Here is a 22012-nt window from a genome sequence, read left to right as displayed (position 1 = left end):
CTTAATTACTATACTTCAATTAAATATTTTTTCATCATTTTCACTGCTAAGTCTGGTTTTTTTTGAGCAAGCAATCCCATTGCAGATAAAACATATGTTTTATCAATTAAATATTTTGGATTTTCTGGTTTTAAATATATTGGTTCATTTTTATTAAATTTCCCAGCTTCTAAAATACCTTTTGGATTTTTACTATGAACAATAACTCCACCTGTACCTATTATAAAAGGTGCATTTAACAAATCTTTTCCACTTTGATTAAACATAGTTCCCATTGGAGTGTAAATAGATTCTAAAAATCCGCAATGTCTAGTCATCGATAATTCTGTAGCTGCTTTTGCCATGGCTTCATCAAAAATAATTTCCTCTTTTGTTTCTGGAATCATCTTAACATTTTCATATCTATAATTAGACATACCTTTTATATCCCATTTTTTATCTATATCATTTAAATAATTTCTTATTTTTTTACTTCCTGCTGCTTCGAGCAAAGAAACTGCTGAATATCTCATTCCAAGATCACCCTCTACAGTTCTTTTTGATACTGGATCTTCCAAACCTTTTAATAACACACCTGGTTTAGAAGGCTCTCCTTTTCCAATTGAATGTATATCTGTAGTAGCTCCTCCAATATCTACAACTATTAAATCTCCAATTCCATCTTCCTCATTAGTTCCTTCCGAAAGTAATTCTGCTGCTTTTAATACAGCTGCTGGGGTTGGCATCAAAATTCCACTTATGAAATCTTCTGCACCTTTCATTCCTTTAGCTTCTATTATTTTACTCATAAAAACTTTCCGAATCTCTTCACGAGCGGGTTCAACATTTAACTTGTTTATTTTAGGCATCACATTCTCTGTTAAATAATAATCTATATTCGCTTCCGAAAATATTTCCTCTATAATATCTGCGACAGCTTTATTCCCAGCAATTATAACAGGAGTCTTTATTTTATGCTCAACAAGCAATCGAGCATTATGAATTATGCAATCCTTATTTCCACCATCTGTTCCGCCAGCTAAAAGAATTATATCTACAGAAGAGTTTTTTATCTCTTCTACTTCACGAGAGTTTAATTCATAAGAATATGTTTTTATAACTCTTGCTCCTGCCCCCAAAGCAGCTTTCTTTGCTGCTTCAGCTGTTAATTCTGGTACTAATCCAATTGCTACCATCTTTAATCCGCCAGCAGCTGAAGAACATGCAATTTTTTCTATAAATTCAATTTTTTCTATCGATATATTTTTCTCTATTTCTATTATAAGTTTTTGATAAGCATTATTAAAACCTATCATTATATCGTCATCAACTGTTGTTATATCTTTAGCAGTGGCTAATATTTTTTCACCCTCTAAATCTATCGCTACTAACTTTGTATATGTACTACCAAAATCTATTGTTAGATAACACTTCATAGATATCATCTCTTTTCTTCAATTTTTTATATTGTTTTAAGCAATCCTAAATCTCGTTTTAAATCTTCAGTTGTAAATTCGATAGGAGTTCCTGGTTTATAAACTCTATCAAATCCCATATCTTTAAATCTTTTTTCCACACTTGACCAATCTTGCTTACCAACAACAATATTTCCACCAACATAGAGTAATATATCTTTTAATCCTACCTCTTCACATTTTTTTCTCATATCTTGACAATCTAATTCTCCGTGACCATATAAAGAAGAAACTATTATTGCATCAGCTTCTGTTTCTATAGCAGCATTTATAAAATCCATTTGCGGAGATAAAACACCTATATTTACAACTTCAAATCCATTAGTTTCTAATACGTGATTGATAATTTTATTTCCAACAGCATGACAATCTGAACCTATTACACCTATAATCACTTTTTTACCATTTTTCATATTTTACACCTCACTATTTATAAAACATTTTATTTTTAAACTTTATAACTATATTATATACACTATGTTTGTAAAAAAAACAACAAAAATAAAAAGTTTATATATAAAGCTCGTACTTTATTTATTAAGTATATATTTAATTTTTATAAATTTAACCTGTTTTTTCTCTCTTAATTACTTCTATTTATCCTATATAGAATACGATGATTTCATTGATTTTTTTTTATAATCATGCTATACTTTAGTTGGATAATTTATACTAGAGCTGAAAAGAGTGGGGAAATCCCACTCTTTCTTTATAGTTTTTATTTGGAAAGAGGTGATATTATGATAAAACTTGATAAAAGAGAAATGGAAGAAACTCTTTTAAAAATAGAAAAGGTAGTTCTTCCAGCTATCGAAAAAAGAGAAGTTGAGCTTGTTGATCTAGAATATATTCAAGAAGGTGGATATCTTTATGTGCGTGTATTTATAGAAAGACCAGAAGGTGATATTTCTCTTGAAGACTGTAAAAGTCTTAGTAATGAAATCGATGAAACTATCGATGCTTTAATCCCACACAAATTCTTCTTAGAGATTTCTTCACCTGGAATTGAAAGACCTCTAAAAAAAGAGAGTGATTTCGTAAGATTTAAAGGTGAGCAAATCAAAGTTAGCTTAAAGCATAAACTTAATGATAACAAGAATTTTGAAGGTATTATTGAAGATTTTAAAGACGAGACACTTTTCCTAGATATAAAAGGACAAACTCTTGAAATACCTTTCAAAGAGATTAAAAAAGCAAATATTGTCTTTAATTTTAGTGATATTTAATTATTTATTTAGTTATAGTTAGGAGGAAAAAACCATTATGAAAAGTAAAGATGGAAAAATCTTTTTAGAAGCTTTAGAACAGCTTGAAAAAGAAAAAGGAATAAACAAAGAGAGTCTTCTTGAGGCTGTAGAACAAGCTATGCTTGCTGCTTATAAAAAGCACTATGGAGAAGAAGAGCATGTTGAGGTAGAAATCAATAGATCAACTGGTGAAGTTAAAGTTTTTGAAATAAAAACTGTTTCTACAACAGAATCTTTATATGATGCTGCTCTTGAAGTTTCTTTAGAAGATGCTCTTGAAGCAGGTCATAGAAGAGCTAAAGTTGGTGACGTTATAAAACTTGAAGTTAACTGTGAAGAATTTAGAAGAAACGCTATTCAAAATGGAAAGCAAATTGTTATACAAAAAGTTAGAGAAGCTGAAAGACAAAATATATTTGACAAATTCAAAGATAAAGAACATGACATTATGAGTGGTGTTATTAGAAGAATTGATGAAAAAAGAAATATATTTATTGAATTTGATGGATGTGAAGCTATTCTTGCAACTACAGAGCAATCTCATTCTGACGTTTATAGAGTTGGTGAAAGAATTAAAGTTTATGTTGCTGAAGTTGAAAAAACAAACAAATTCCCTAAAATCATAATTTCTAGAAAAAACGAAGGGCTTCTTAGAAAGTTATTTGAATTAGAAATCCCTGAAATTGCTGACAAAACTATAGAAATCAAATCTTTAGCTAGAGAAGCAGGTTCAAGAGCTAAGGTCGCTGTTTTCTCTTCTGATGAAAATATCGATACTGTTGGAGCATGTATTGGACAAAAAGGATTAAGAATTAGAAATATTGTTAACGAACTAAATGGTGAGAAAATTGATATCGTTATTTGGAAAGAAGATATAAAAGAGTTTGTTTCTGCTGTTCTTAGCCCTGCTAAAGTTATTAGTGTTGAAGTTCTTGAAGAAGGTGTTACTGCTAGAGTTCTAGTTGAAAACTCTCAATTATCTTTAGCAATCGGTAAAAATGGACAAAACGCTAGACTTGCTGCTAAATTAACTGGTATGAGAGTAGACATTAAAACTGTTGATTCTTCTGTATCAGAAAATGGAAAGAATAATGAAGTTCTAGATGAGGAAGAAAATGCCTAATACTATTACTGAAAGAACTTGTGTTGTTTGTAAGGAAAAAAAAGAAAAAAGTGATTTGTTTAGAATTGCTAAAATAAGTGAAATCAATTATTCATTTGATGAAAAGCAAAAGCTTCAATCTAGAGCAATCTATGTTTGCAAGACCCACGAATGCATAAAAAGAATTTCTAAAAATAAAAAATACAATCTAAAAATTGAAGACTTACTTATAATGGTAAATCTTCTAAAAAAACAATCTAAAGATTACTTAAATATTTTAAAAGCAATGAAAAATTCTGAACATTTAACTTTTGGTATAAATATGGTTATGGAAGAGATTCAGCATATTCACTTCCTTATAATAGCTGAAGATATCAGTGAGAAAAATGATAAAAAGTTAATTGCAAAAGCAAAAGAACTCAATATCCCTTATGCTCATTTTGGAGATAAAGCACAACTTGGTGAAATTTTTAATAAAGATGAAATTAATGTTATTGCTATAAAAAATAAAAGAGTTGCTAGAGGTATAACAGAATAGACTATTTAAAAATAATTTTTTAGATATTTTAAACAATGTTGACATTGATGTATGGTCACATCTAGCTTTGATTAAATGTTTTTCATATAATCATGCTAAAAAAATGATAATGTTGTTTCTAACAATGTTTGTATATAGGAGGAAACAATGAAAAAAACTATGGATTTTAATGAGACAGATAACTCAACAGTAGAAACTACATCTACTAAAAAAAATAAAAATAAAAATAAAAATACTGTTGAAACTTCATCAGATGAGGTTAAAACTAAAAAGAAAAGAAAAGGAAGAAGAGCTGACTTTATTGTAAACAAAGTCGAGCAAGGTCCTCAAATAATTGAAGAAGATGGAATAAAAATAATCAAAATTAGAGGTGAAATTACTTTAGGTGATTTTGCTGATAGATTGGGTGTTCCAAGTTCTGAGCTTATCAAGAAGCTTTTCTTAAAAGGTCAAATGTTAACAATAAATACAACTATCTCATTAGAATTAGCTGAAGAGTTAGCTGATGATTATGAAGCTATGGTTGAACTTGAAGAAGAAATTCAGTTAGATTTTGGAGATAAATTTGCTCTTGAAATAGTTGATAAAGCTGATGAATTAATTGAAAGAGCTCCTGTTATAACAATCATGGGACACGTTGACCATGGTAAGACATCTTTACTAGATGCTATCAGAACAACTGCTGTTGCTGATGGAGAAGCTGGAGGAATTACTCAAAAAATAGGTGCTTACCAAATTACTAAAGCTGGTAAAAAAATAACTTTCGTAGACACTCCTGGACATGAGGCGTTCACTGATATGAGAGCTAGAGGAGCACAAGTTACTGATATAGCTATATTAGTTGTTGCTGCTGATGATGGTGTTATGCCACAAACTATAGAGGCTTTATCACATGCTAAAGCTGCAAAAGTGCCTATTATCGTTGCTATCAATAAAATTGATAAAGAGGGTTCAAATCCTATGAGAATTAAACAAGAGCTTATGGAGCACGGTTTAGTTTCTATTGAGTGGGGAGGAGACACAGAGTATGTTGAGGTTTCTGCTAAAGCTAGATTAAACTTAGACAACTTATTAGATACAATTTTAATTACTGCTGAAATTTTAGAATTAACAGCTAACCCTAAGAAAAGAGCTAAAGGTATAGTTTTAGAATCTAGATTAGATCCAAAAGTTGGACCTATAGCGGATATTTTAATCCAAGAGGGAACTTTAAAAATTGGTGAAGTTATTGTTGCTGGAGAAACTATGGGTAAGGTTAGAGCATTAATTAATGACTCGGGATCTAAGGTTCAATATGCAAGTGTTTCTCAACCGATAGAAGTTATTGGATTTAACCATGTTCCATCTGCTGGAGATACATTCTACGTTATCCAAAATGAACAACATGCTAAGAGAATTGTAGAAGAAGTTGCTAAGCAAAGAAAGATTTCTGAAGTTACTAGAAAATCTATTTCACTTGAAACTTTATCTCAACAAATGGATCATGCCAACATAAAAGAACTTAATTTAATATTAAGAGCTGACTCTAGAGGATCTGTTGAAGCTTTAAGAGATTCACTTTTAAAACTTTCACACCCTGAAGTTATGGTTAACATAATTCAAGCTGCATCTGGAGCTATTACAGAAGGTGACGTTAAACTTGCTGAAGCTTCAAATGCAATCATTATCGGATTTAATGTTAGACCTACAACAAAAGCTTTAAGAGAAGCTGACACTTGTGGTGTTGAAGTTAGAACATCTAATATCATATACCATATTACAGAAGATATTGAAAAGGCCTTAACTGGAATGCTTGATCCTGAATTCAAAGAGATGTACTCTGGAAGAATTGAGATCAAAAAAGTATTCAAAGTTTCTAAAGTTGGAAATATTGCTGGATGTGTTGTTGTTGATGGTAAAGTTAGAAAAGAATCAAATATTAGAATCTTAAGAAACGGTGTTATTGTTTATGAGGGTAAATTAAATACTCTGAAAAGATATAAAGACGACGCTAAAGAAGTTGTTGTTGGTCAAGAATGTGGTTTAGGAATTGAAAACTTTAACGATATTAAAGATGGAGATATTGTAGAGGCATTCGATATCATAGAAGTTAAAAGAACTCTAAAATAAAAGTAGGTGATTTAATATGAATAAAAAAAGATTGGCTGCAATCGAGAAAGAAGTTTCTAGAGTTATCTCTAAAGCTCTCTTTGGGGAAATTAAAAATCCAAAATTAAAAAAAGCTATGATTTCTATTACTAGTGTAAAGATTACTGATGATTTAAAATTTGCAGATTTGTTTTTCAGTATTATGCCAGTAGCTGGTACAACAATTAATACAAAAGAAGTTTTAGAAGGGTTAAATGAAATTAAAGGTTTTCTTAGAAAAAGAGTATCTGAAGAACTAGCCTTAAGATATACTCCTGATTTAAGAATGAAGCTGGATGATACAATAGAACACGCTATTAAAATCTCCCAGTTACTTGATAGTTTAAAAGGATAATTTATGCACTGGGAATATAAAACAGTATCTGAAAATCTTATTGAAACTAAGGCTAGTCAATGGAACGTTTCTAAATTTTTAGCTACTTTACTTTTAAAAAAGGGCTTTTTAGAAAAAGATGATATTGAGAATTTTCTCAATCCATCTATTAACAAATTTAGAAATCCTTTTGATTTTGAAATGATGGGTAGCGTTGTAAAAAAAATAATTTCTGCTAAAGAAAATAGTGAAAAAATATTTATTTACGGTGATTATGATGTTGATGGTATTACTGCCGCTATCTTTCTTGTATTAGCTTTCAGAGAAATTGGAATTGATGCTGATTACTATATCCCTAATCGAATGGATGAAGGATATGGTCTTAATAAAAAAACAATAGACCATATCCATAAAAAATCTGGAAAATTAGTACTTACTGTAGATACTGGTGTTAATTCCTTCGAAGATGTTGAATATGCTCGTAACCTTGGTATTGAAGTTATTGTTACCGATCACCACAAAAGTGTTAAGAACGATGAAGAGGATAATATTCTCTTCATCAATCCAAAACTGAGTGATAATTATAAATTTAAATTTTTATCTGGTGCTGGTGTAGCTTTAAAAGTTGCTCAAGGAGTTTATACTCATTTAAATGAAGATTTCTCTAAACTTTATCAATTTATGGATATTGTAATGATTGGAACCGTCGCAGATGTTGTTCCTATGTTTGATGAAAATAGAATTATTATAAGTAAAGGACTTGAAACTCTTAAAAATACAAAAATTAAAGGCTTGGTCTACCTAGCAAAATACTTGAAGCTTTATAATAAAGATATAAGTACTACAGATATCAGCTATTTTGTCTCTCCATTGATAAATTCTTTAGGTAGACTTGGAAATTCAAAATTAGGAGCTGATTTTTTTGTTAAAACTGATGATTTTGAAATATACAATATTATTGAAGAGATGAAAAAAGCGAACAAACAAAGAAGAGAACTTGAGAGAATGATATTTGACGAAGCTAATAAAATGATTCAACAGAAAATAGACAAGAATGAATTAAAATATATTTTTGTCGCTTCTGAAAGATGGCATCCAGGTGTTATTGGTGTTGTTGCTTCTCGGTTGAGTGTGAAATATAACCTTCCTGTTGCAATGATTTCTTTGAAAGATGGTATTGCTAAAGCTTCATGTAGAAGTATTCTCGGTGTAAATATTTTCAACATACTAAAACTTATTGAAAATAAATTAATCCGTTTTGGTGGACATGATCTTGCTGCTGGATTTATAGCAAATGAAACTGACCTTCCTGAAATAGAACTGCTTTTTCAAAGAGAAATTAAAGTCCACGAACACAATATAAATCAACCTCAATCCATAGAGATTGATTTAGAATTATCAATAGATAAAATTAATAAAAATAAAATTAATGATATAAAGAAATTAGGTCCATTTGGCCTTGGAAATAAGCATCCCTATTTTATTGATAGTGGAGTTAAAATTATAGATCCAAAGTTTTTTGGTATTGAAAATAGGCACTTTAATGGTTTCCTATTAAAAAATGGAAAAACTTATCCTTTAGTAGCTTTTGATTTAAGTTCTAAATTAATTCAAAATAGTAAAAACACTGTTTATGATATAGTTTATTATCCTGAAAAAATTGTGAATAGAGGAGAAGAATATTATCAATTTCGTTTAAAAGATCTTAAATCTTATAAGATTTAAGATTTTAATATATACATAACTTGAGGAGGAAATGATGAAACACGAATTAAAAAAAATTGAACACTCTGCAGTTGAAATCAAAATCACTTTAACTACTGAAGAGTTAGCAACACTGAAATCTGAGGTTATTAAAACTTTAGCTACTAAAGTTGAGGTTCCTGGATTTAGAAAAGGACATGCACCATTAAACAAAGTTGAGGCTGGTTTCGCTGACGCTATTAAAGAAGAGGTTGTTGAATCTACTCTTAAAGCAAACTTTGATAAAATCGTTTCTGAAGAGAAAATTTCTCCAGTAAGTTTCATTTATGATCTTGTTGCTGATATGAAAGAAACTCTTGAAATAACTTTTAAAATTGATGTTTACCCTGAAATAACTTTAGGAGAATACAAAGGTTTAGAAGTTGAAAAAGAAACTTTCGAAATGACTGAAGAGCTTTTAAATAAAGAAATTGAAAATATTTTAACTTCTAAAGCTAAATTAGAAGATGCTACTGAAGGACAAAAAGCTGAAATGGGTAATACTGTTGATCTTGCTTTTGAAGGATTCGTTGATGGTGTTCCTTTCGAAGGTGGAAAATCTGATTCTCACCAATTAAAATTAGGTTCAAAAATGTTTATTGATACATTTGAGGAGCAATTAGTTGGATACACTGTAGGACAAGAAGGAGAAATCAATGTTACTTTCCCTACTGAATATCATTCTGAAGCTCTAGCTGGGAAACCTGCTACTTTCAAAGTGAAAATAAATTCTATTAAAACTTTAGCTGCTCCTGCATTAACTGAAGAGTTTGCTATTGAAGCTGGATTTGAATCTATTGAAGATTTAAAAGCTAAGAAAACTGCTGAAATAATAACTAAAGAAGAAGCTAGAGTTCAAAACAATTTTGTTGGAAAATTAGTTCAAAAACTAGTTGCTGATTCTAAAGTTGAAGTTCCTAAATCTATGGTAGTTAAAGAAGTTGAAAACAGAATGGCTGAAATGAATCAACAATTAGCTATGCAAGGAATGGATATTGATCAATACTTAAAAATGACAGGTATGACTAAAGAGCAAGCTTTCAATCAAATCGCTCCAATGGCTCATAATAAAGTTCAAGTTGACATCATTTTAGAAGCTATTGCTAAAGCTGAAAATCTTGAAGTTACTGCTGACGAATTAAATACAAAAGTTGAAGAAATTGCTAAAATGTACGGAATGACTAAAGAGCAATTAGAAGCTGAATTAGTTAAAAATTCTAATTTAGAAGAATTCACTCATAGCTTAAAAACTGAGAACTTATCTCAAAAAGCTATTGAAATAATTCTAAGCAACGCAAAATAATAGATAATACATATTGAGTAGAGTTAATCCTCTACTCAATACTATTTTAAAAAATTAATGTTAAATACCTAATTGTTTTAAGTATTTAACTTTAAATTTTTAAAGTAAGTTTTTTAAAGGAGGGATAAAATGTATAGTCCAACAGTTATTGAAAATACAGGAAAAGGTGAAAGAGCTTATGATGTCTTTTCTAGACTTCTTAAAGATAGAATTATATTCTTAGGTAGTGAGATTGATGATCAAATAGCAAATGCAATTGTTGCTCAACTCCTATTTCTAGAAGCTGAAGATCCTAATAAAGATATAATAATGTATATAAATAGTCCTGGAGGTGTTATAACTTCTGGTATGGCAATATATGATACTATGAACTATATTAAACCTGATGTACAAACAGTTTGTATTGGGCAAGCTGCAAGTATGGGCGCTCTATTACTTTCAGCGGGAGCTAAAGGAAAGAGATATTCACTTGAAAATTCTAGAATTATGATTCACCAACCTCTTGGTGGTGCTAGAGGACAAGCTACTGATATTGAAATTCAAGCTAAAGAGATTTTAAGAATGAAAGATTTAACTTCTAAAATCTTAAGTAAAAATACAAATAAATCAGTTGAAGAAATTATAAATTCAACTGAAAGAGATAATTTTATGAGTGCTGAGGAAGCTAAAGAATTTGGTCTGATTGATCATGTATTCATTAGATAAGGAGGGAAAAGATGAATAAAAAAGAAAAATGTTCTTTCTGTGGAAGAGGCCAAGATGAAGTTACTAAACTTTTCTCTGGTATTGATGGTTCGTTTATTTGTGATGAATGTATTGAAACTTGTTTTGATATGCTTGGTTATGAGAACGATATATACTATGGAGAGAAACATTCTGACGACACTTCAAAACACTCTTTAACAGGAGTAGAACTACCTACACCTAAAGAAATAAAAGCTAGACTTGATGAATATGTTATTGGTCAAGATGAAAGCAAAAAAGTTTTAGCTGTTTCTGTTTATAACCATTATAAAAGAATAATGCATAAAGATCAGGGAAGTAAAGATGTTGAACTACAAAAATCAAATGTTCTTCTTATTGGACCAACTGGTTGTGGAAAAACACTTTTAGCTCAAACTCTTGCAAGAACTTTACATGTTCCTTTTGCTATTGCTGATGCTACAACATTAACTGAAGCTGGTTATGTAGGAGACGATGTTGAAAATGTTCTTGTTAGACTTTTACAAGCTGCGGATTATGATGTTGCTGCTGCTGAAAGAGGGATTATATATATAGATGAAATTGATAAAATTGCTAGAAAATCTGAAAATGTTTCTATCACTAGAGATGTTTCAGGTGAAGGAGTTCAACAAGCTCTTTTAAAGATTATTGAAGGTACAAAATCACAAGTCCCACCACAAGGTGGAAGAAAACATCCCAATCAAGAGCTTATTGAAATAGACACTACTAATATATTATTTATAGTTGGTGGAGCTTTTGAAGGTTTAGAAAAAATTATAAAATCTAGAACAAATAAAAAAGTTCTTGGATTTGGAGCTTCTCAAAATTCTATTGGAATTGATAAAGAAATGGAACTTTTAGGAAAAATTCTTCCTGAAGATTTAGTTAGACAAGGAATAATCCCAGAATTAGTTGGTAGGCTTCCTGTTTTAACAACTTTATCTCCTCTTGATGAGAGTGCTCTTATAAAAATTCTTTCAGAGCCTAAAAACTCAATTGTTAAACAATATAAAAAGTTCTTTGAAATGGAGAATGTTAATCTTGAGTTTGAAGAGGAGTCTTTAACAAAAATAGCTACTCTAGCTTTAGAGAGAAAAATTGGAGCTAGAGGTCTTAGGTCTATTACAGAAGGTATCATGACTGATTTAATGTTTGAAATTCCTTCTGATAAATCTATCAAAAAAGTTATAATTACAGCTGATTCAATTCAAGATTCTAAAAAAGTTAAAATTGAACACTAAGGAGTGATTACTAATGAGTAGATTACCTTTTTTACCTACTAGGGAAATGGTTCTATTCCCAGGAACAGCATCTCCTCTTTATGTTGGAAGAGAGAGAAGCTTGCTAACAATGAACTTTGCAATGAAGACAAAAAATAAATTAGTGCTAAGCTTACAAAAAAATTCTTTAGAAGAAAATCCTATTCTTCCTGAAGGAGTTCACAAAATTGGAGTTGTTGCTACTATTGTACAATCTATTCCTTTACCTAATAAAAGTTTAAAAGTTTTAATTGATGTTGATAAAAGAGTTCTTATTGAAAATATTGTTGAGGAAGATGGAATCCTTCTTGCTGATTATAGTGTCATCTCATCTGCTGAAGAAGCTTCTCCTGAATTAACAGCTCTAAAAAGAAAAGCTATCAGTCTTTTTGAAGAATATTCAACATTAACTAATCAAGTTAGTGCTGAATTAATGGTACAATTAAAAAGTTTTAGAAAAGCTGGAAAAATATTTGACTCAATAGCTTTTAATCTTGAAATAGAGGACAATTTAAAAACAGAGCTTTTAGAACTATTAGATGTTAATGCTAGAGGTTATAAATTAATTCAAATTTTGAATAATGAAATTGAAATTGCTTCTATTGAACAAAAAGTTGATCAAAAAGTAAAAGAAAAAATTAATGAAAGTCAAAAAAGTTACTTTATAAGAGAAAAAATTAATACCCTTAGAGAAGAGCTTGGTAAAGGTGGAGGCGATGAAGATACTGATGAACTTTTTGATAAAGTTAAAAATTCTAATCTTCCTCTAGAAGCAAAACAAAAGTTAGAAGCTGAACTTAAAAAGCTTGGTAAAATGGCTCCATACTCTGCTGAAGCTACAGTTTCTAGAGCTCATATAGAGACTGTATTAGAGTTACCTTGGGGAGTTTTAACTCCTGAAACTTTAGACTTAAAAATAGCTCATGATGTTCTAGAAAAAGATCATTACGGTTTAAAAGATGTTAAGGATAGAATTCTTGATTACTTAGCTGTTAAAAAATTAAATCCAGATATGAAAGGAACTATACTTTGTTTAGCTGGTCCTCCTGGAGTTGGAAAAACTTCTTTAGCTAAATCTGTTGCTGATGCTCTTGGAAGAAACTTTATTAGAGTTTCTTTAGGCGGTGTTAGAGATGAAGCTGAAATTAGAGGCCACAGAAGAACTTATATTGGCTCTATGCCTGGTAGAATTATTAAGGCTATCAAAAATGCTGGAAGTATTAACCCTGTTATTCTTTTAGATGAGATTGATAAAATGTCTAATGATTTTAAAGGTGACCCAGCTTCTGCTATGTTAGAAGTTTTAGATCCTGAACAAAATAATCATTTTGAAGATCACTACTTAGATATGCCTTTTGATTTATCTAAAGTTTTCTTTATAGCTACTGCTAATGATTTAAGAAGTATTCCTGGCCCACTTAGAGATAGAATGGAGATTATCAATCTATCTTCATATACTGAATTTGAAAAGCTTCATATAGCTAATAAATATCTTATAAAAGAAGCTCAAGCTGAAAATGGATTATCTAATATAAAATTCTCTATTACTGATAAAGCTATTCTGAGAATTATTGATGAATATACTGTTGAAGCTGGAGTTAGAAATTTAAAAAGACAAATTTCAGGTTTATTTAGAAAAGTTGCTAGAAAAGTTATTGATACCGATACTAAATCAGTTAGTATCACTGTTAAAAATATTGAATCATATCTAGGTCATCCTAAATTCAGACCAGAAAAAATGAAAAAAGCTGTGTCTAAAATTGGAATTGTTAATGGTTTAGCTTGGACTGCTGTTGGCGGAATGACTTTAGAAGTTCAAGGAGTTCAAATTCCAGGAAAAGGAAGTCTTGCTTTAACTGGAACTCTTGGAAACGTTATGAAAGAATCAGCTATAGTTGCATTTACATATCTTAAAGCAAATTTTGATAAATTTGGAATTGAAGCAACTGTTTTAGACAAAAAAGATATACATCTTCATTTCCCTGAAGGTGCTACACCTAAAGATGGTCCATCTGCTGGTACTGCTATCACTACAACTATTTTATCAGTATTAACTGGTAGAAAAGTTAAGCAAACTTTTGCTATGACTGGTGAAATCACTATAACTGGTGAGGTCTTAGCTGTTGGTGGAATTAAAGAAAAAGTTATCGGGGCTCATAGAGCTGGAATTAAAAATATAATCTTACCTGAAGATAATAAGGTAGATATTGAAGAGATTCCAGAAGAAGTAATGAAGGATATGAAAATATACTTTGCTTCAACTTATGATGATGTTGAAAAGCTTGCCCTTGAAAAATAATAGAAAGAGGTAATATGATGATTATTAAACAAGCAGATTTTGTAAAATCAGCTGCATTTGAAAGAGATTATCCTGAAGAACTAATTAATGTTGAGTTTGCCTTTGTTGGGAGATCTAATGTTGGAAAATCATCTCTTGTAAATAGTATTACAGGAAGAAGTAAACTAGCTAAAACTAGTAAAACTCCTGGTAGAACACAATTAATAAACTACTTCTTAATCAACAAAGAATTTTTCTTTGTTGATTTACCTGGATATGGATTTGCTAAAGTTCCTAAAGCAATGAAGAAAGAATGGGGACTAACAATGGAAAGATATCTTGCTAGTCCTAGAAAAAAACTCGTATTCGTTCTTTTAGATATAAGAAGAGTTCCAAGTGGAGAAGATTTAGATATGCTTCGATGGCTAGATCATTATGATACTCCATTTAAAATTATATTTACTAAGATGGATAAAGTTTCAAATAATGATAAAGTTAAAGCTTTAAAAGATATTAGAACAAAAATTGATTTTGATAATGATGATGTTTTCTTCCACTCATCACTTAATAACAAAGGAAAAGAAGAAGTTCTAAGTTATGTTGAAAGCTGTTTAACGGGAGAAATTGAATAGGAGGATTTTAAATGAATGAATTAGCTACTACTTATTCCCCTAATGAAATTGAAGGGAAATGGTATAAATATTGGGAGGAGTCAAAGTTCTTTGCTGCTACTCTAGATGATAATAAGCAAAATTACTCTATAGTTATTCCTCCTCCAAACGTAACAGGTATATTACATATGGGGCATGTTCTTAATAACAGTATTCAAGATGTTCTTATTAGACATAAAAGAATGTCTGGGTATAACACTCTTTGGATGCCTGGAACTGATCATGCTGGTATTGCAACTCAAAATAGAGTTGAAAGAAAATTAGCTGAAGATGGTCTAACTAAAGAAGATTTAGGAAGAGATAAGTTTATAAAGCAAGTTTGGGAGTGGAAAGAGCAATATGGCGGTGCTATTACCAATCAACTAAGAAGTATAGGTGCTTCTTTAGATTGGGATAGAGAAAGATTTACTATGGATGCTGGTCTTTCTGAATCAGTTAAAGACATCTTTATCAAGTTATTCAATGATGGGTTAATCTATCAAGGTGAATATATGGTTAACTGGTGTCCTAGATGTGGTACAGCTCTTGCTGATGATGAAGTTGAGCATGAAGAAAAAGCTGGTTCTCTATGGAATATCAAATATCCAGTTAAAGATTCTGATGAGTTTTTAATTATAGCTACTACAAGACCTGAAACTATGCTTGCTGACGTTGCTATTGCTGTAAATCCTAATGATGCGAGATATTCTCATCTTGTCGGTAAAAATGTTATTTTACCTCTTGTTGGAAGAGAAATCCCAGTAATTGCTGATGAATATGTTGATATCGATTTTGGTACTGGAGCTTTAAAAATTACTCCTGCACATGATCCTAATGACTTTGCTCTTGGACAAAAATTTAATCTACCTATAATTAATATGATGACTAAAGAAGGAAAAGTTGCTAGTGATTATCCTGCTTATGCTGGTATGGATAGATTTGAAGCTAGAAAAAAAATGATAACTGATTTAGAAGCTGCTAATTTATTAGTTAAAATTGAAGCTCATTCTCATAATGTTGGTGGATGTTATAGATGTAATACTATTATTGAACCTAGAGTTTCAAAACAATGGTTTGTTAAAATGGAACCTCTAGCTGAAAAAGCTTTAGAAGTTGTTAGAAATGGAAAAGTTAAACTAATGCCAAAAAGATGGGAAAAAGTTTACTATAACTGGCTTGAGAATATCAGAGACTGGTGTATTTCTAGACAAATCTGGTGGGGACATAGAATTCCTGCTTGGTATGGTCCAGATATGCATATATTTGTTGCTAAATCTGATGAAGATGCTCATGCTCAAGCTAAAATTCATTATGGGAAAGAGGTTGAATTAACTCAAGAAACTGATGTTCTTGACACTTGGTTCTCTTCTGCATTATGGCCTTTTTCAACTTTAGGTTGGCCTGATAAAACAATTGAGTTATCTAAGTTCTATCCTACATCCACTTTAGTTACTGGTGCAGATATTCTATTTTTCTGGGTTGCTAGAATGGTTATGTTTGGTATGTACACTATGGATGATATTCCATTTGAAAATGTTTATCTACATGGTATTGTAAGAGATGAATCTGGTAGAAAAATGTCTAAATCTTTAGGTAACTCTCCTGATCCATTAAATTTAATTCAAGAATATGGTGCTGATGCCATTAGATTTACAATGTTATATAATACTTCTCAAGGGCAAGATGTTCATTTCTCTGAAAAATTAATTGAGATGGGAAGAAATTTTGCTAATAAAATTTGGAATGTATCTAGATTTGTTTTAATGAATCTTGAAGATTTCGATATAAAAACTTTTGATAAAAAGAATGTTCAACTTGAATTAGTTGACGAGTGGATATTTTCAAAATTAAATAGAACATCTAAAGATGTTGCTGAAAAATTAGAGAAGTTCCAATTAGATGAAGCTGCTAAATCTCTTTATGAATTCTTAAGAGGAGATTTCTGTGACTGGTATGTTGAGTTAGCTAAAGTTAGATTATATAACAAAGAAGAAGCAGGAGTTAAATCTAGACAAACTGCTCAATATGTTTTATGGACAGTTTTAGAATCTGGATTAAAACTTCTACATCCATTTATGCCTTATATTACAGAAGAAATTTGGCAAAAGATTAAAGTAGAAGGAGAGACTATAATGCTTTCTAGCTACCCTATTTGTGATGATTCTATAGTTAACATTGAAAAAGAAAAAGCTTTTGAATATATTCAAGGTTTAATTTCATCTTTAAGAAATATTAAAGCTGAAAGAGGAATATCTCCTGCTAAAGAAGCCAAAGTTGTTATTAGAACATCTAGCTCTGAGGAGTTAGAAATACTAAAATCAAATGAATTATTCATTAGTAAACTTGCTAAAATTGAAGAGCTAATAGTTGGAGCTGATTTACCAACTCCTGAGCAAAGTGGTTTTAGAGTTAATGGTAATTCTGAAGTCTTTATGATATTAACTGGTCTTTTAGATACTGAAACTGAAATTAAGAAAATAAATGAACAACTTGAAAAAGTTAAAAAAGATTTAGAAAAAGCGAATGCTAAACTTTCTGATGAAAGATTTACATCTAAAGCTCCTGTTCATATATTGGATAGAGAAAAAAGAATTCAACAAGAATTCCAAGATAAGTATGATAAATTAATAGAAAATTTAAAAAATTTCCAATAATAAAGTACTAAAAAATTAAGTAGTAGGAATTATATTCCTACTACTTTTTTAAAATAATGTGTATTCATTGTGTTAAAATTATGCTAAAATAGAATGGTAACTATACATAATAATAATAGTTGGGAGTGATACATTTGGATTTACATTATCTTAGAATATTTTACGAAGTTGGTAAAGAAAAAAGTTTTACCAAAGCGGCTAATAAACTATACATAAATCAATCGGCGGTTTCAATACAAGTTAAAAAATTTGAGGATATTTTAAATTCTAAACTTTTTGATAGAAGTTCAAAGAAAATAAGATTGACTTACACTGGGGAAGCTCTTTTCAAAATGGCAGAAGAAATTTTTGAGAAAGTTAAAAGAGCAGAAAAAGAGATGGAAAGAATTATTAATCTAGACAAAGCTAAAATATCTATTGGTGCTACTTCTGTCATTGGTGAGCCTTTATTACCTCTTTTTATGAAAGACTTTATCTCTGTACACAATGAAATTGAATATGATATTACAATATCTACTAAAGCTTGGCTTTTAAAACTTTTAAAAGAAGGGGAATTAGATGTTCTTTTAATTGATGAAGAGCATATTATAGATCATAACCTTGAAGTTATTACTGTTGGGTCTGTTCCATATGTTTTAGTTGGGGCAAAAAATGATTTGAAATTAGAGGCTTTATCTAAAGAACCTTTAATCTCAAGAAAAAATATCTATAATAACGATAAAGCTATTAGTTATTTAGAGGATAAAAATAACATTTGTTTTAATACTAAAATTCCAGTTGTTGGAAATTTAGGGGTTATTAAAGAAATGGTTAAAGAGGGTATTGGAAATGTCATTCTACCTTACTATGCTGTCTATAAAGAGATTCAAAATGATGAATTTAAAGTTATAAGAACTATTAATGAAGTTACAGACTCTTATCAAATTGTTATTACAAAAGATAAGAAGAACTTAGCTCATATTCTTAAATTTGTTAATTTTGTTAAAAATTTTAAACTTTAAAAATATTTAATTTAGGAGGCTAATATGAACTTATTAGATTCGTATAAAATAACAGCTCAACTTCTTGAAACATTTATAAAAGAAGAAGCTGAAAAACAAACCACAGAAAATGTTGCAAAAAATCTTGCAGCGATTTTTAAAAATGGAAATAAAGTATTGATTTGTGGAAATGGTGGAAGTAATTGTGATGCACTGCATTTCGCAGAAGAGTTCACTGGAAGATTTAGAAATGACCGAAGAGCTTTACCTGCTATATCTCTATCTGATTCATCACATATAACTTGTGTTGGAAATGACTATGGTTTTGATCATATATTTTCTAGAGGTATTGAAGCTTATGGTAAAGAGGGAGATATGTTTATAGGTATATCTACAAGTGGAAATTCTGCTAATGTCATTAAAGCCGTTGAAGTAGCTAAAAAAATAGGCTTAAAAACATGCGTACTTCTTGGTAAAGATGGTGGTAAACTTAAAGGATTATGTGACTATGAATTTATTATTCCAGGAGAGACTTCTGATAGAATTCAAGAGATTCATATGATGATACTACACATTATTATTGAAGGTGTTGAAAAAATAATGTTCCCTGAAAATTATTAAAAAATACTAAATACCCTTTTGAGGGTATTTTTTTTGAGGTGATTCTATGTTAATTAAACTTTTTTTATTTTTATTAATATCTACTTTGTCTTTATCTAATAATGAAGCTTATATTGGAGCTTTTAATACTCTAAGATTAGGAAAAGGAGAGAAGGATTATGTACATCTTGCAAAATCTATTGAAGCTTTTGATATTGTTGGTTTAGTTGAAGTTATGAATAAAAAAGGCCTTTACAAATTATTATCTGAAGTTGAGAAAATTAGTGACTCTAAATGGGGGTATAAAATATCTGAATATCCTGTTGGAACTGATCAATACAAAGAATACTATGCTTTTTTATATAAAAAAGAAAAAGTTTCTTTTATCAAAAGTGAAGGTTTTTATAGAGATGATAACGATGATTTTATTCGTGAACCTTATGGAGCAACATTTAAAATAAATAATTTTGACTTTACTTATGTTCTAATGCATTCTATATATGGTAAAAAAGTTTCTCAAAGACAATTTGAAGCTAATAAGCTTATAAATGTTTATAATTATTTTCAAGATTTAAACCCTTCAGAAAATGATATTTTGATTGGTGGTGATTTTAATCTTGCTGCTAATGATTCAGCTTTTGAAAAGATATTAAATCACAAAGATAATATTATTTATTCTTTGGATCCCTCTATCAAAACTACAATTGGAACTAAAGGTTTTGCGAATTCCTATGACAATATTTTCCTTTCTAAAAAATACACTGGGGAATTCAATGGCAAAAGTGGTGCTCTTGATATTACAAGAGGAGACTATATGAAAACTAGAAAGGAGGTTTCTGATCATTTACCTATTTTTATAATAGTAAATACAGAATTTGATGATGACTAAGGCTTTTGTTTTTTTAAATGGAGAGTTCTCTGACTCTAAATATTTTTTTAATAATTTAAATATTGACTCTCAACATCTTTATTGTGCTGATGGTGGTGCGAAAAAAGCTTTAGAATTAGGTTATATACCTAATGAGGTTTGGGGAGATTTTGATTCTTTAGATTTAGAATCTATTGAATTGTTAAAATTTAAAAATGTAACATTAAAAAAGTTTAATAAAGATAAAGATTTTACTGATGGTGAACTTTTAATAGCCTACGTTTCCTCTTTAAATTATGACAAAATAATAATCATTGGTGGCTTTGGTGGTAGAATAGATCATACTCTTATCAATATAAATTTAATTTTTAAATATAAAAATCTTATTTTTATAAACGATACTGAAGAGTTGTTTTTAGTTTCTAATAAATTTAATTTTAAGAATAATAAAAATAAAATAGTTTCTCTTATTCCTTTTTCAGATAAAGTTGAGAACCTTACTTTAGATGGTTTTTTATATCCATTAAACAACCATACTTTAAACCGAGGAGATTCTACTTGCCTTAGCAATATAATTATTGAAAATGATGCTTATATTTCATATTCAAATGGAAAGCTTCTTGGAACAATAAGTTTAGATTGACTTTCATTTTAAAATAATGTAGTCTATTCTATAGTAAAAAAATCATGGAGGCGTTTAATAATGACTAATTTATCAACAAAAAGTAAACTTTTACTTGGAATTCAGCACGTACTTGCTATGTTTGGTGCGACAGTTTTAGTTCCATTTTTAACTGGCTTAAATCCATCAATAGCATTACTATCTGCAGGAGTTGGAACATTACTTTTTCATCTTTGTACTAAAGGAATTGTTCCTGTTTTTCTTGGCTCTTCTTTTGCATTTATTGGAGCTATATCTTTAGTTTTGAAACAAGAAGGAATTGGTGCTATTAAAGGTGGTGTCATATCTGCTGGATTTGTATATATTTTTATGTCTTATATGATTAAAGTTTTTGGCGTTCAAAAAATAAAATCTTTCTTCCCACCTGTTGTTGTTGGGCCTATTATAATGGTTATTGGACTTCGGATGAGTCCTGTTGCACTTTCTATGGCTGGATATTCAAATGGACATTTTGACCAAAAAAGTCTTATTGTAGCCTTAATTGTTATTACTTCTATGGTTACAATTTCTATTTTAGAAAAATCTTTCTTTAGATTAGTACCTATTTTAATCTCAGTTATACTTGGATATGGTGTTTCTATCTTTTTAGGACTTGTAGATTTTACTCCTATTGCTAATGCTAACTGGATTGGATTTTCTCCAGAAGCTTTAAAAGACCTTTTGACTCTACCAAATTTTTCTGTTACTAGTGTTCTGGCTATTGCTCCTATTGCTTTAGTTGTTTTCATAGAACATATAGGTGATATAACAACTAACGGAGCTGTCGTAGGAAAAGATTTCTTTAAAAATCCTGGAATCTCTAGAACACTTCTAGGCGATGGTGTTGCTACTGTGGTTGCTGGATTAATTGGTGGACCTGCTAATACTACTTACGGTGAGAATACTGGTGTTTTAGCTGTTACAAAGGTTTATGATCCTGCTATTTTAAGAATTGCTGCTTGTTATGCCATTATACTTAGTTTTATTGGTAAGTTTGGAGTTGTTTTGCAAACTATTCCTACTGCTGTTATGGGTGGAGTCTCTATTATTCTTTTTGGAATGATTGCCTCTGTTGGCGTTAGAACAGTTGTAGATGCTGAAATAGATTTTTCACACTCACGAAACTTATTAATCTCTTCTCTTATATTTGTCTTAGGAATTGCGATTGATAATGTTATTATTTGGAAAACTGTTTCATTATCTGGTCTTGCGATAGCAGCATTAATAGGAGTTACATTAAATAAAATCTTGCCAAAAGATAGAATTAATAATTAATTATAAAAATAGAAAGAATTGTTAACCTTTTCTTTCTATTTTTTATTTTTTGTTGTAATATATAAAATATATTGAACGAATCTGTTAACTAAAGATGAAAAATAGGTCCAATTCCTAAAAAAGGGATAAAGATTTTCGACTTGAAATATTTTTGTAAAAAAATGATATCACAAAAAGACATAGCTTGTCTATGCCTTAAAAAGAATATTCTTTTTC

Annotated in this window: 18 protein-coding genes and 1 pseudogene; 17 read left to right on the top strand and 2 right to left on the bottom strand. The window is 29.9% G+C overall.

Translation table 11 applies throughout. From position 1 onward, the window contains the following. Window positions 1-8: 8 nt before the first annotated feature. Both glmL and glmS read right to left on the bottom strand, forming a co-directional pair. Complete coding sequence (gene glmL, locus ACRCZX_RS03730; RefSeq protein ID WP_438581619.1) at window positions 9-1421, bottom strand: methylaspartate mutase accessory protein GlmL; 1413 nt, start codon at window positions 1419-1421, stop codon at window positions 9-11. A 20-nt stretch (window positions 1422-1441) separates the two neighbouring features. After that, the gene (glmS, locus tag ACRCZX_RS03725; RefSeq protein WP_438581601.1) at window positions 1442-1867 is read right to left on the bottom strand and encodes a methylaspartate mutase subunit S; all 426 of its coding nucleotides are present in this window, start codon (window positions 1865-1867) and stop codon (window positions 1442-1444) included. A gap of 327 nt (window positions 1868-2194) precedes the next feature. Between glmS and rimP the strand changes: the two genes are divergently transcribed. From rimP to ACRCZX_RS03640, 17 genes and pseudogenes are all read left to right on the top strand, one after another. After that, entirely contained in the window at window positions 2195-2680 is a 486-nt protein-coding gene (gene rimP / locus ACRCZX_RS03720) for a ribosome maturation factor RimP (protein ID WP_438581600.1), read from the top strand. A 37-nt stretch (window positions 2681-2717) separates the two neighbouring features. After that, complete coding sequence (gene nusA / locus ACRCZX_RS03715; RefSeq protein WP_438581599.1) at window positions 2718-3824, top strand: transcription termination factor NusA; 1107 nt, start codon at window positions 2718-2720, stop codon at window positions 3822-3824. Then, window positions 3817-4341: a DUF448 domain-containing protein gene (locus ACRCZX_RS03710; RefSeq protein WP_438581598.1), complete on the top strand. Its 525-nt coding sequence runs from the start codon at window positions 3817-3819 to the stop codon at window positions 4339-4341. The genes nusA and ACRCZX_RS03710 overlap by 8 nt, the downstream gene beginning before the upstream one ends. 204 nt (window positions 4342-4545) lie before the next feature. Further along, window positions 4546-6450 (top strand): annotated as a pseudogene (infB, locus tag ACRCZX_RS03705) (translation initiation factor IF-2); the annotation flags it as partial. Between the two features lie 16 nt (window positions 6451-6466). After that, on the top strand, window positions 6467-6823 hold the full coding sequence (gene rbfA / locus ACRCZX_RS03700; RefSeq protein ID WP_438581597.1) for a 30S ribosome-binding factor RbfA: 357 nt from the start codon (window positions 6467-6469) through the stop codon (window positions 6821-6823). A gap of 3 nt (window positions 6824-6826) precedes the next feature. Then, the gene (recJ, locus tag ACRCZX_RS03695; protein WP_438581596.1) at window positions 6827-8527 is read left to right on the top strand and encodes a single-stranded-DNA-specific exonuclease RecJ; all 1701 of its coding nucleotides are present in this window, start codon (window positions 6827-6829) and stop codon (window positions 8525-8527) included. Between the two features lie 34 nt (window positions 8528-8561). Continuing rightward, window positions 8562-9848 carry a trigger factor gene (gene tig / locus ACRCZX_RS03690; RefSeq protein WP_438581595.1) on the top strand — a complete coding sequence of 429 codons (1287 nt, stop codon included), beginning with the start codon at window positions 8562-8564 and terminating at the stop codon, window positions 9846-9848. A gap of 129 nt (window positions 9849-9977) precedes the next feature. Then, entirely contained in the window at window positions 9978-10553 is a 576-nt protein-coding gene (gene clpP / locus ACRCZX_RS03685) for an ATP-dependent Clp endopeptidase proteolytic subunit ClpP (protein WP_438581594.1), read from the top strand. 11 nt (window positions 10554-10564) lie between these two features. Next, the gene (clpX, locus tag ACRCZX_RS03680) at window positions 10565-11812 is read left to right on the top strand and encodes an ATP-dependent Clp protease ATP-binding subunit ClpX (RefSeq protein ID WP_438581593.1); all 1248 of its coding nucleotides are present in this window, start codon (window positions 10565-10567) and stop codon (window positions 11810-11812) included. Window positions 11813-11825: 13 nt separating this feature from the next. Next, on the top strand, window positions 11826-14129 hold the full coding sequence (lon, locus tag ACRCZX_RS03675; protein ID WP_438581592.1) for an endopeptidase La: 2304 nt from the start codon (window positions 11826-11828) through the stop codon (window positions 14127-14129). Window positions 14130-14146: 17 nt separating this feature from the next. Beyond that, window positions 14147-14740 (top strand): ribosome biogenesis GTP-binding protein YihA/YsxC, encoded by a 594-nt coding sequence (yihA, locus tag ACRCZX_RS03670; protein WP_438581618.1) that lies wholly within the window; start codon window positions 14147-14149, stop codon window positions 14738-14740. Between the two features lie 11 nt (window positions 14741-14751). Further along, window positions 14752-17412 carry a valine--tRNA ligase gene (locus ACRCZX_RS03665; RefSeq protein WP_438581591.1) on the top strand — a complete coding sequence of 887 codons (2661 nt, stop codon included), beginning with the start codon at window positions 14752-14754 and terminating at the stop codon, window positions 17410-17412. A 134-nt stretch (window positions 17413-17546) separates the two neighbouring features. Further along, a complete protein-coding gene (locus ACRCZX_RS03660) occupies window positions 17547-18413 on the top strand; it encodes a LysR family transcriptional regulator (protein WP_438581590.1) in 867 nt (288 codons plus the stop codon). A gap of 24 nt (window positions 18414-18437) precedes the next feature. Beyond that, window positions 18438-19013 carry a D-sedoheptulose 7-phosphate isomerase gene (gene gmhA, locus ACRCZX_RS03655; RefSeq protein ID WP_438581589.1) on the top strand — a complete coding sequence of 192 codons (576 nt, stop codon included), beginning with the start codon at window positions 18438-18440 and terminating at the stop codon, window positions 19011-19013. Between the two features lie 46 nt (window positions 19014-19059). Further along, window positions 19060-19881, top strand: coding sequence for an endonuclease/exonuclease/phosphatase family protein (locus ACRCZX_RS03650; RefSeq protein WP_438581588.1), 822 nt, complete (start codon window positions 19060-19062; stop codon window positions 19879-19881). Continuing rightward, window positions 19874-20503 carry a thiamine diphosphokinase gene (locus tag ACRCZX_RS03645; RefSeq protein WP_438581587.1) on the top strand — a complete coding sequence of 210 codons (630 nt, stop codon included), beginning with the start codon at window positions 19874-19876 and terminating at the stop codon, window positions 20501-20503. The genes ACRCZX_RS03650 and ACRCZX_RS03645 overlap by 8 nt, the downstream gene beginning before the upstream one ends. A gap of 60 nt (window positions 20504-20563) precedes the next feature. Next, window positions 20564-21796 carry a uracil-xanthine permease family protein gene (locus ACRCZX_RS03640; protein WP_438581586.1) on the top strand — a complete coding sequence of 411 codons (1233 nt, stop codon included), beginning with the start codon at window positions 20564-20566 and terminating at the stop codon, window positions 21794-21796. Window positions 21797-22012: the final 216 nt, after the last annotated feature.

This window comes from Cetobacterium sp., from assembly GCF_051658645.1.
Lineage (GTDB): Bacteria > Fusobacteriota > Fusobacteriia > Fusobacteriales > Fusobacteriaceae > Cetobacterium_A.
The sequence above is the reverse complement of the archived record's forward strand: the minus strand, read 5'-3'. Positions and strand labels throughout refer to the sequence as shown.

Bases quoted from the DNA above. Each gene is read 5' to 3' on its own strand.
- glmS (WP_438581601.1), bottom strand. From the start codon at position 1,867: ATGAAAAATGGTAAAAAAGTGATTATAGGTGTAATAGGTTCAGATTGT.
- rimP (WP_438581600.1), top strand. From the start codon at position 2,195: ATGATAAAACTTGATAAAAGAGAAATGGAAGAAACTCTTTTAAAAATA.
- nusA (WP_438581599.1), top strand. From the start codon at position 2,718: ATGAAAAGTAAAGATGGAAAAATCTTTTTAGAAGCTTTAGAACAGCTT.
- ACRCZX_RS03710 (WP_438581598.1), top strand. From the start codon at position 3,817: ATGCCTAATACTATTACTGAAAGAACTTGTGTTGTTTGTAAGGAAAAA.
- rbfA (WP_438581597.1), top strand. From the start codon at position 6,467: ATGAATAAAAAAAGATTGGCTGCAATCGAGAAAGAAGTTTCTAGAGTT.
- recJ (WP_438581596.1), top strand. From the start codon at position 6,827: ATGCACTGGGAATATAAAACAGTATCTGAAAATCTTATTGAAACTAAG.
- tig (WP_438581595.1), top strand. From the start codon at position 8,562: ATGAAACACGAATTAAAAAAAATTGAACACTCTGCAGTTGAAATCAAA.
- clpP (WP_438581594.1), top strand. From the start codon at position 9,978: ATGTATAGTCCAACAGTTATTGAAAATACAGGAAAAGGTGAAAGAGCT.
- clpX (WP_438581593.1), top strand. From the start codon at position 10,565: ATGAATAAAAAAGAAAAATGTTCTTTCTGTGGAAGAGGCCAAGATGAA.
- lon (WP_438581592.1), top strand. From the start codon at position 11,826: ATGAGTAGATTACCTTTTTTACCTACTAGGGAAATGGTTCTATTCCCA.
- yihA (WP_438581618.1), top strand. From the start codon at position 14,147: ATGATTATTAAACAAGCAGATTTTGTAAAATCAGCTGCATTTGAAAGA.
- ACRCZX_RS03665 (WP_438581591.1), top strand. From the start codon at position 14,752: ATGAATGAATTAGCTACTACTTATTCCCCTAATGAAATTGAAGGGAAA.
- gmhA (WP_438581589.1), top strand. From the start codon at position 18,438: ATGAACTTATTAGATTCGTATAAAATAACAGCTCAACTTCTTGAAACA.
- ACRCZX_RS03650 (WP_438581588.1), top strand. From the start codon at position 19,060: ATGTTAATTAAACTTTTTTTATTTTTATTAATATCTACTTTGTCTTTA.
- ACRCZX_RS03645 (WP_438581587.1), top strand. From the start codon at position 19,874: ATGACTAAGGCTTTTGTTTTTTTAAATGGAGAGTTCTCTGACTCTAAA.
- ACRCZX_RS03640 (WP_438581586.1), top strand. From the start codon at position 20,564: ATGACTAATTTATCAACAAAAAGTAAACTTTTACTTGGAATTCAGCAC.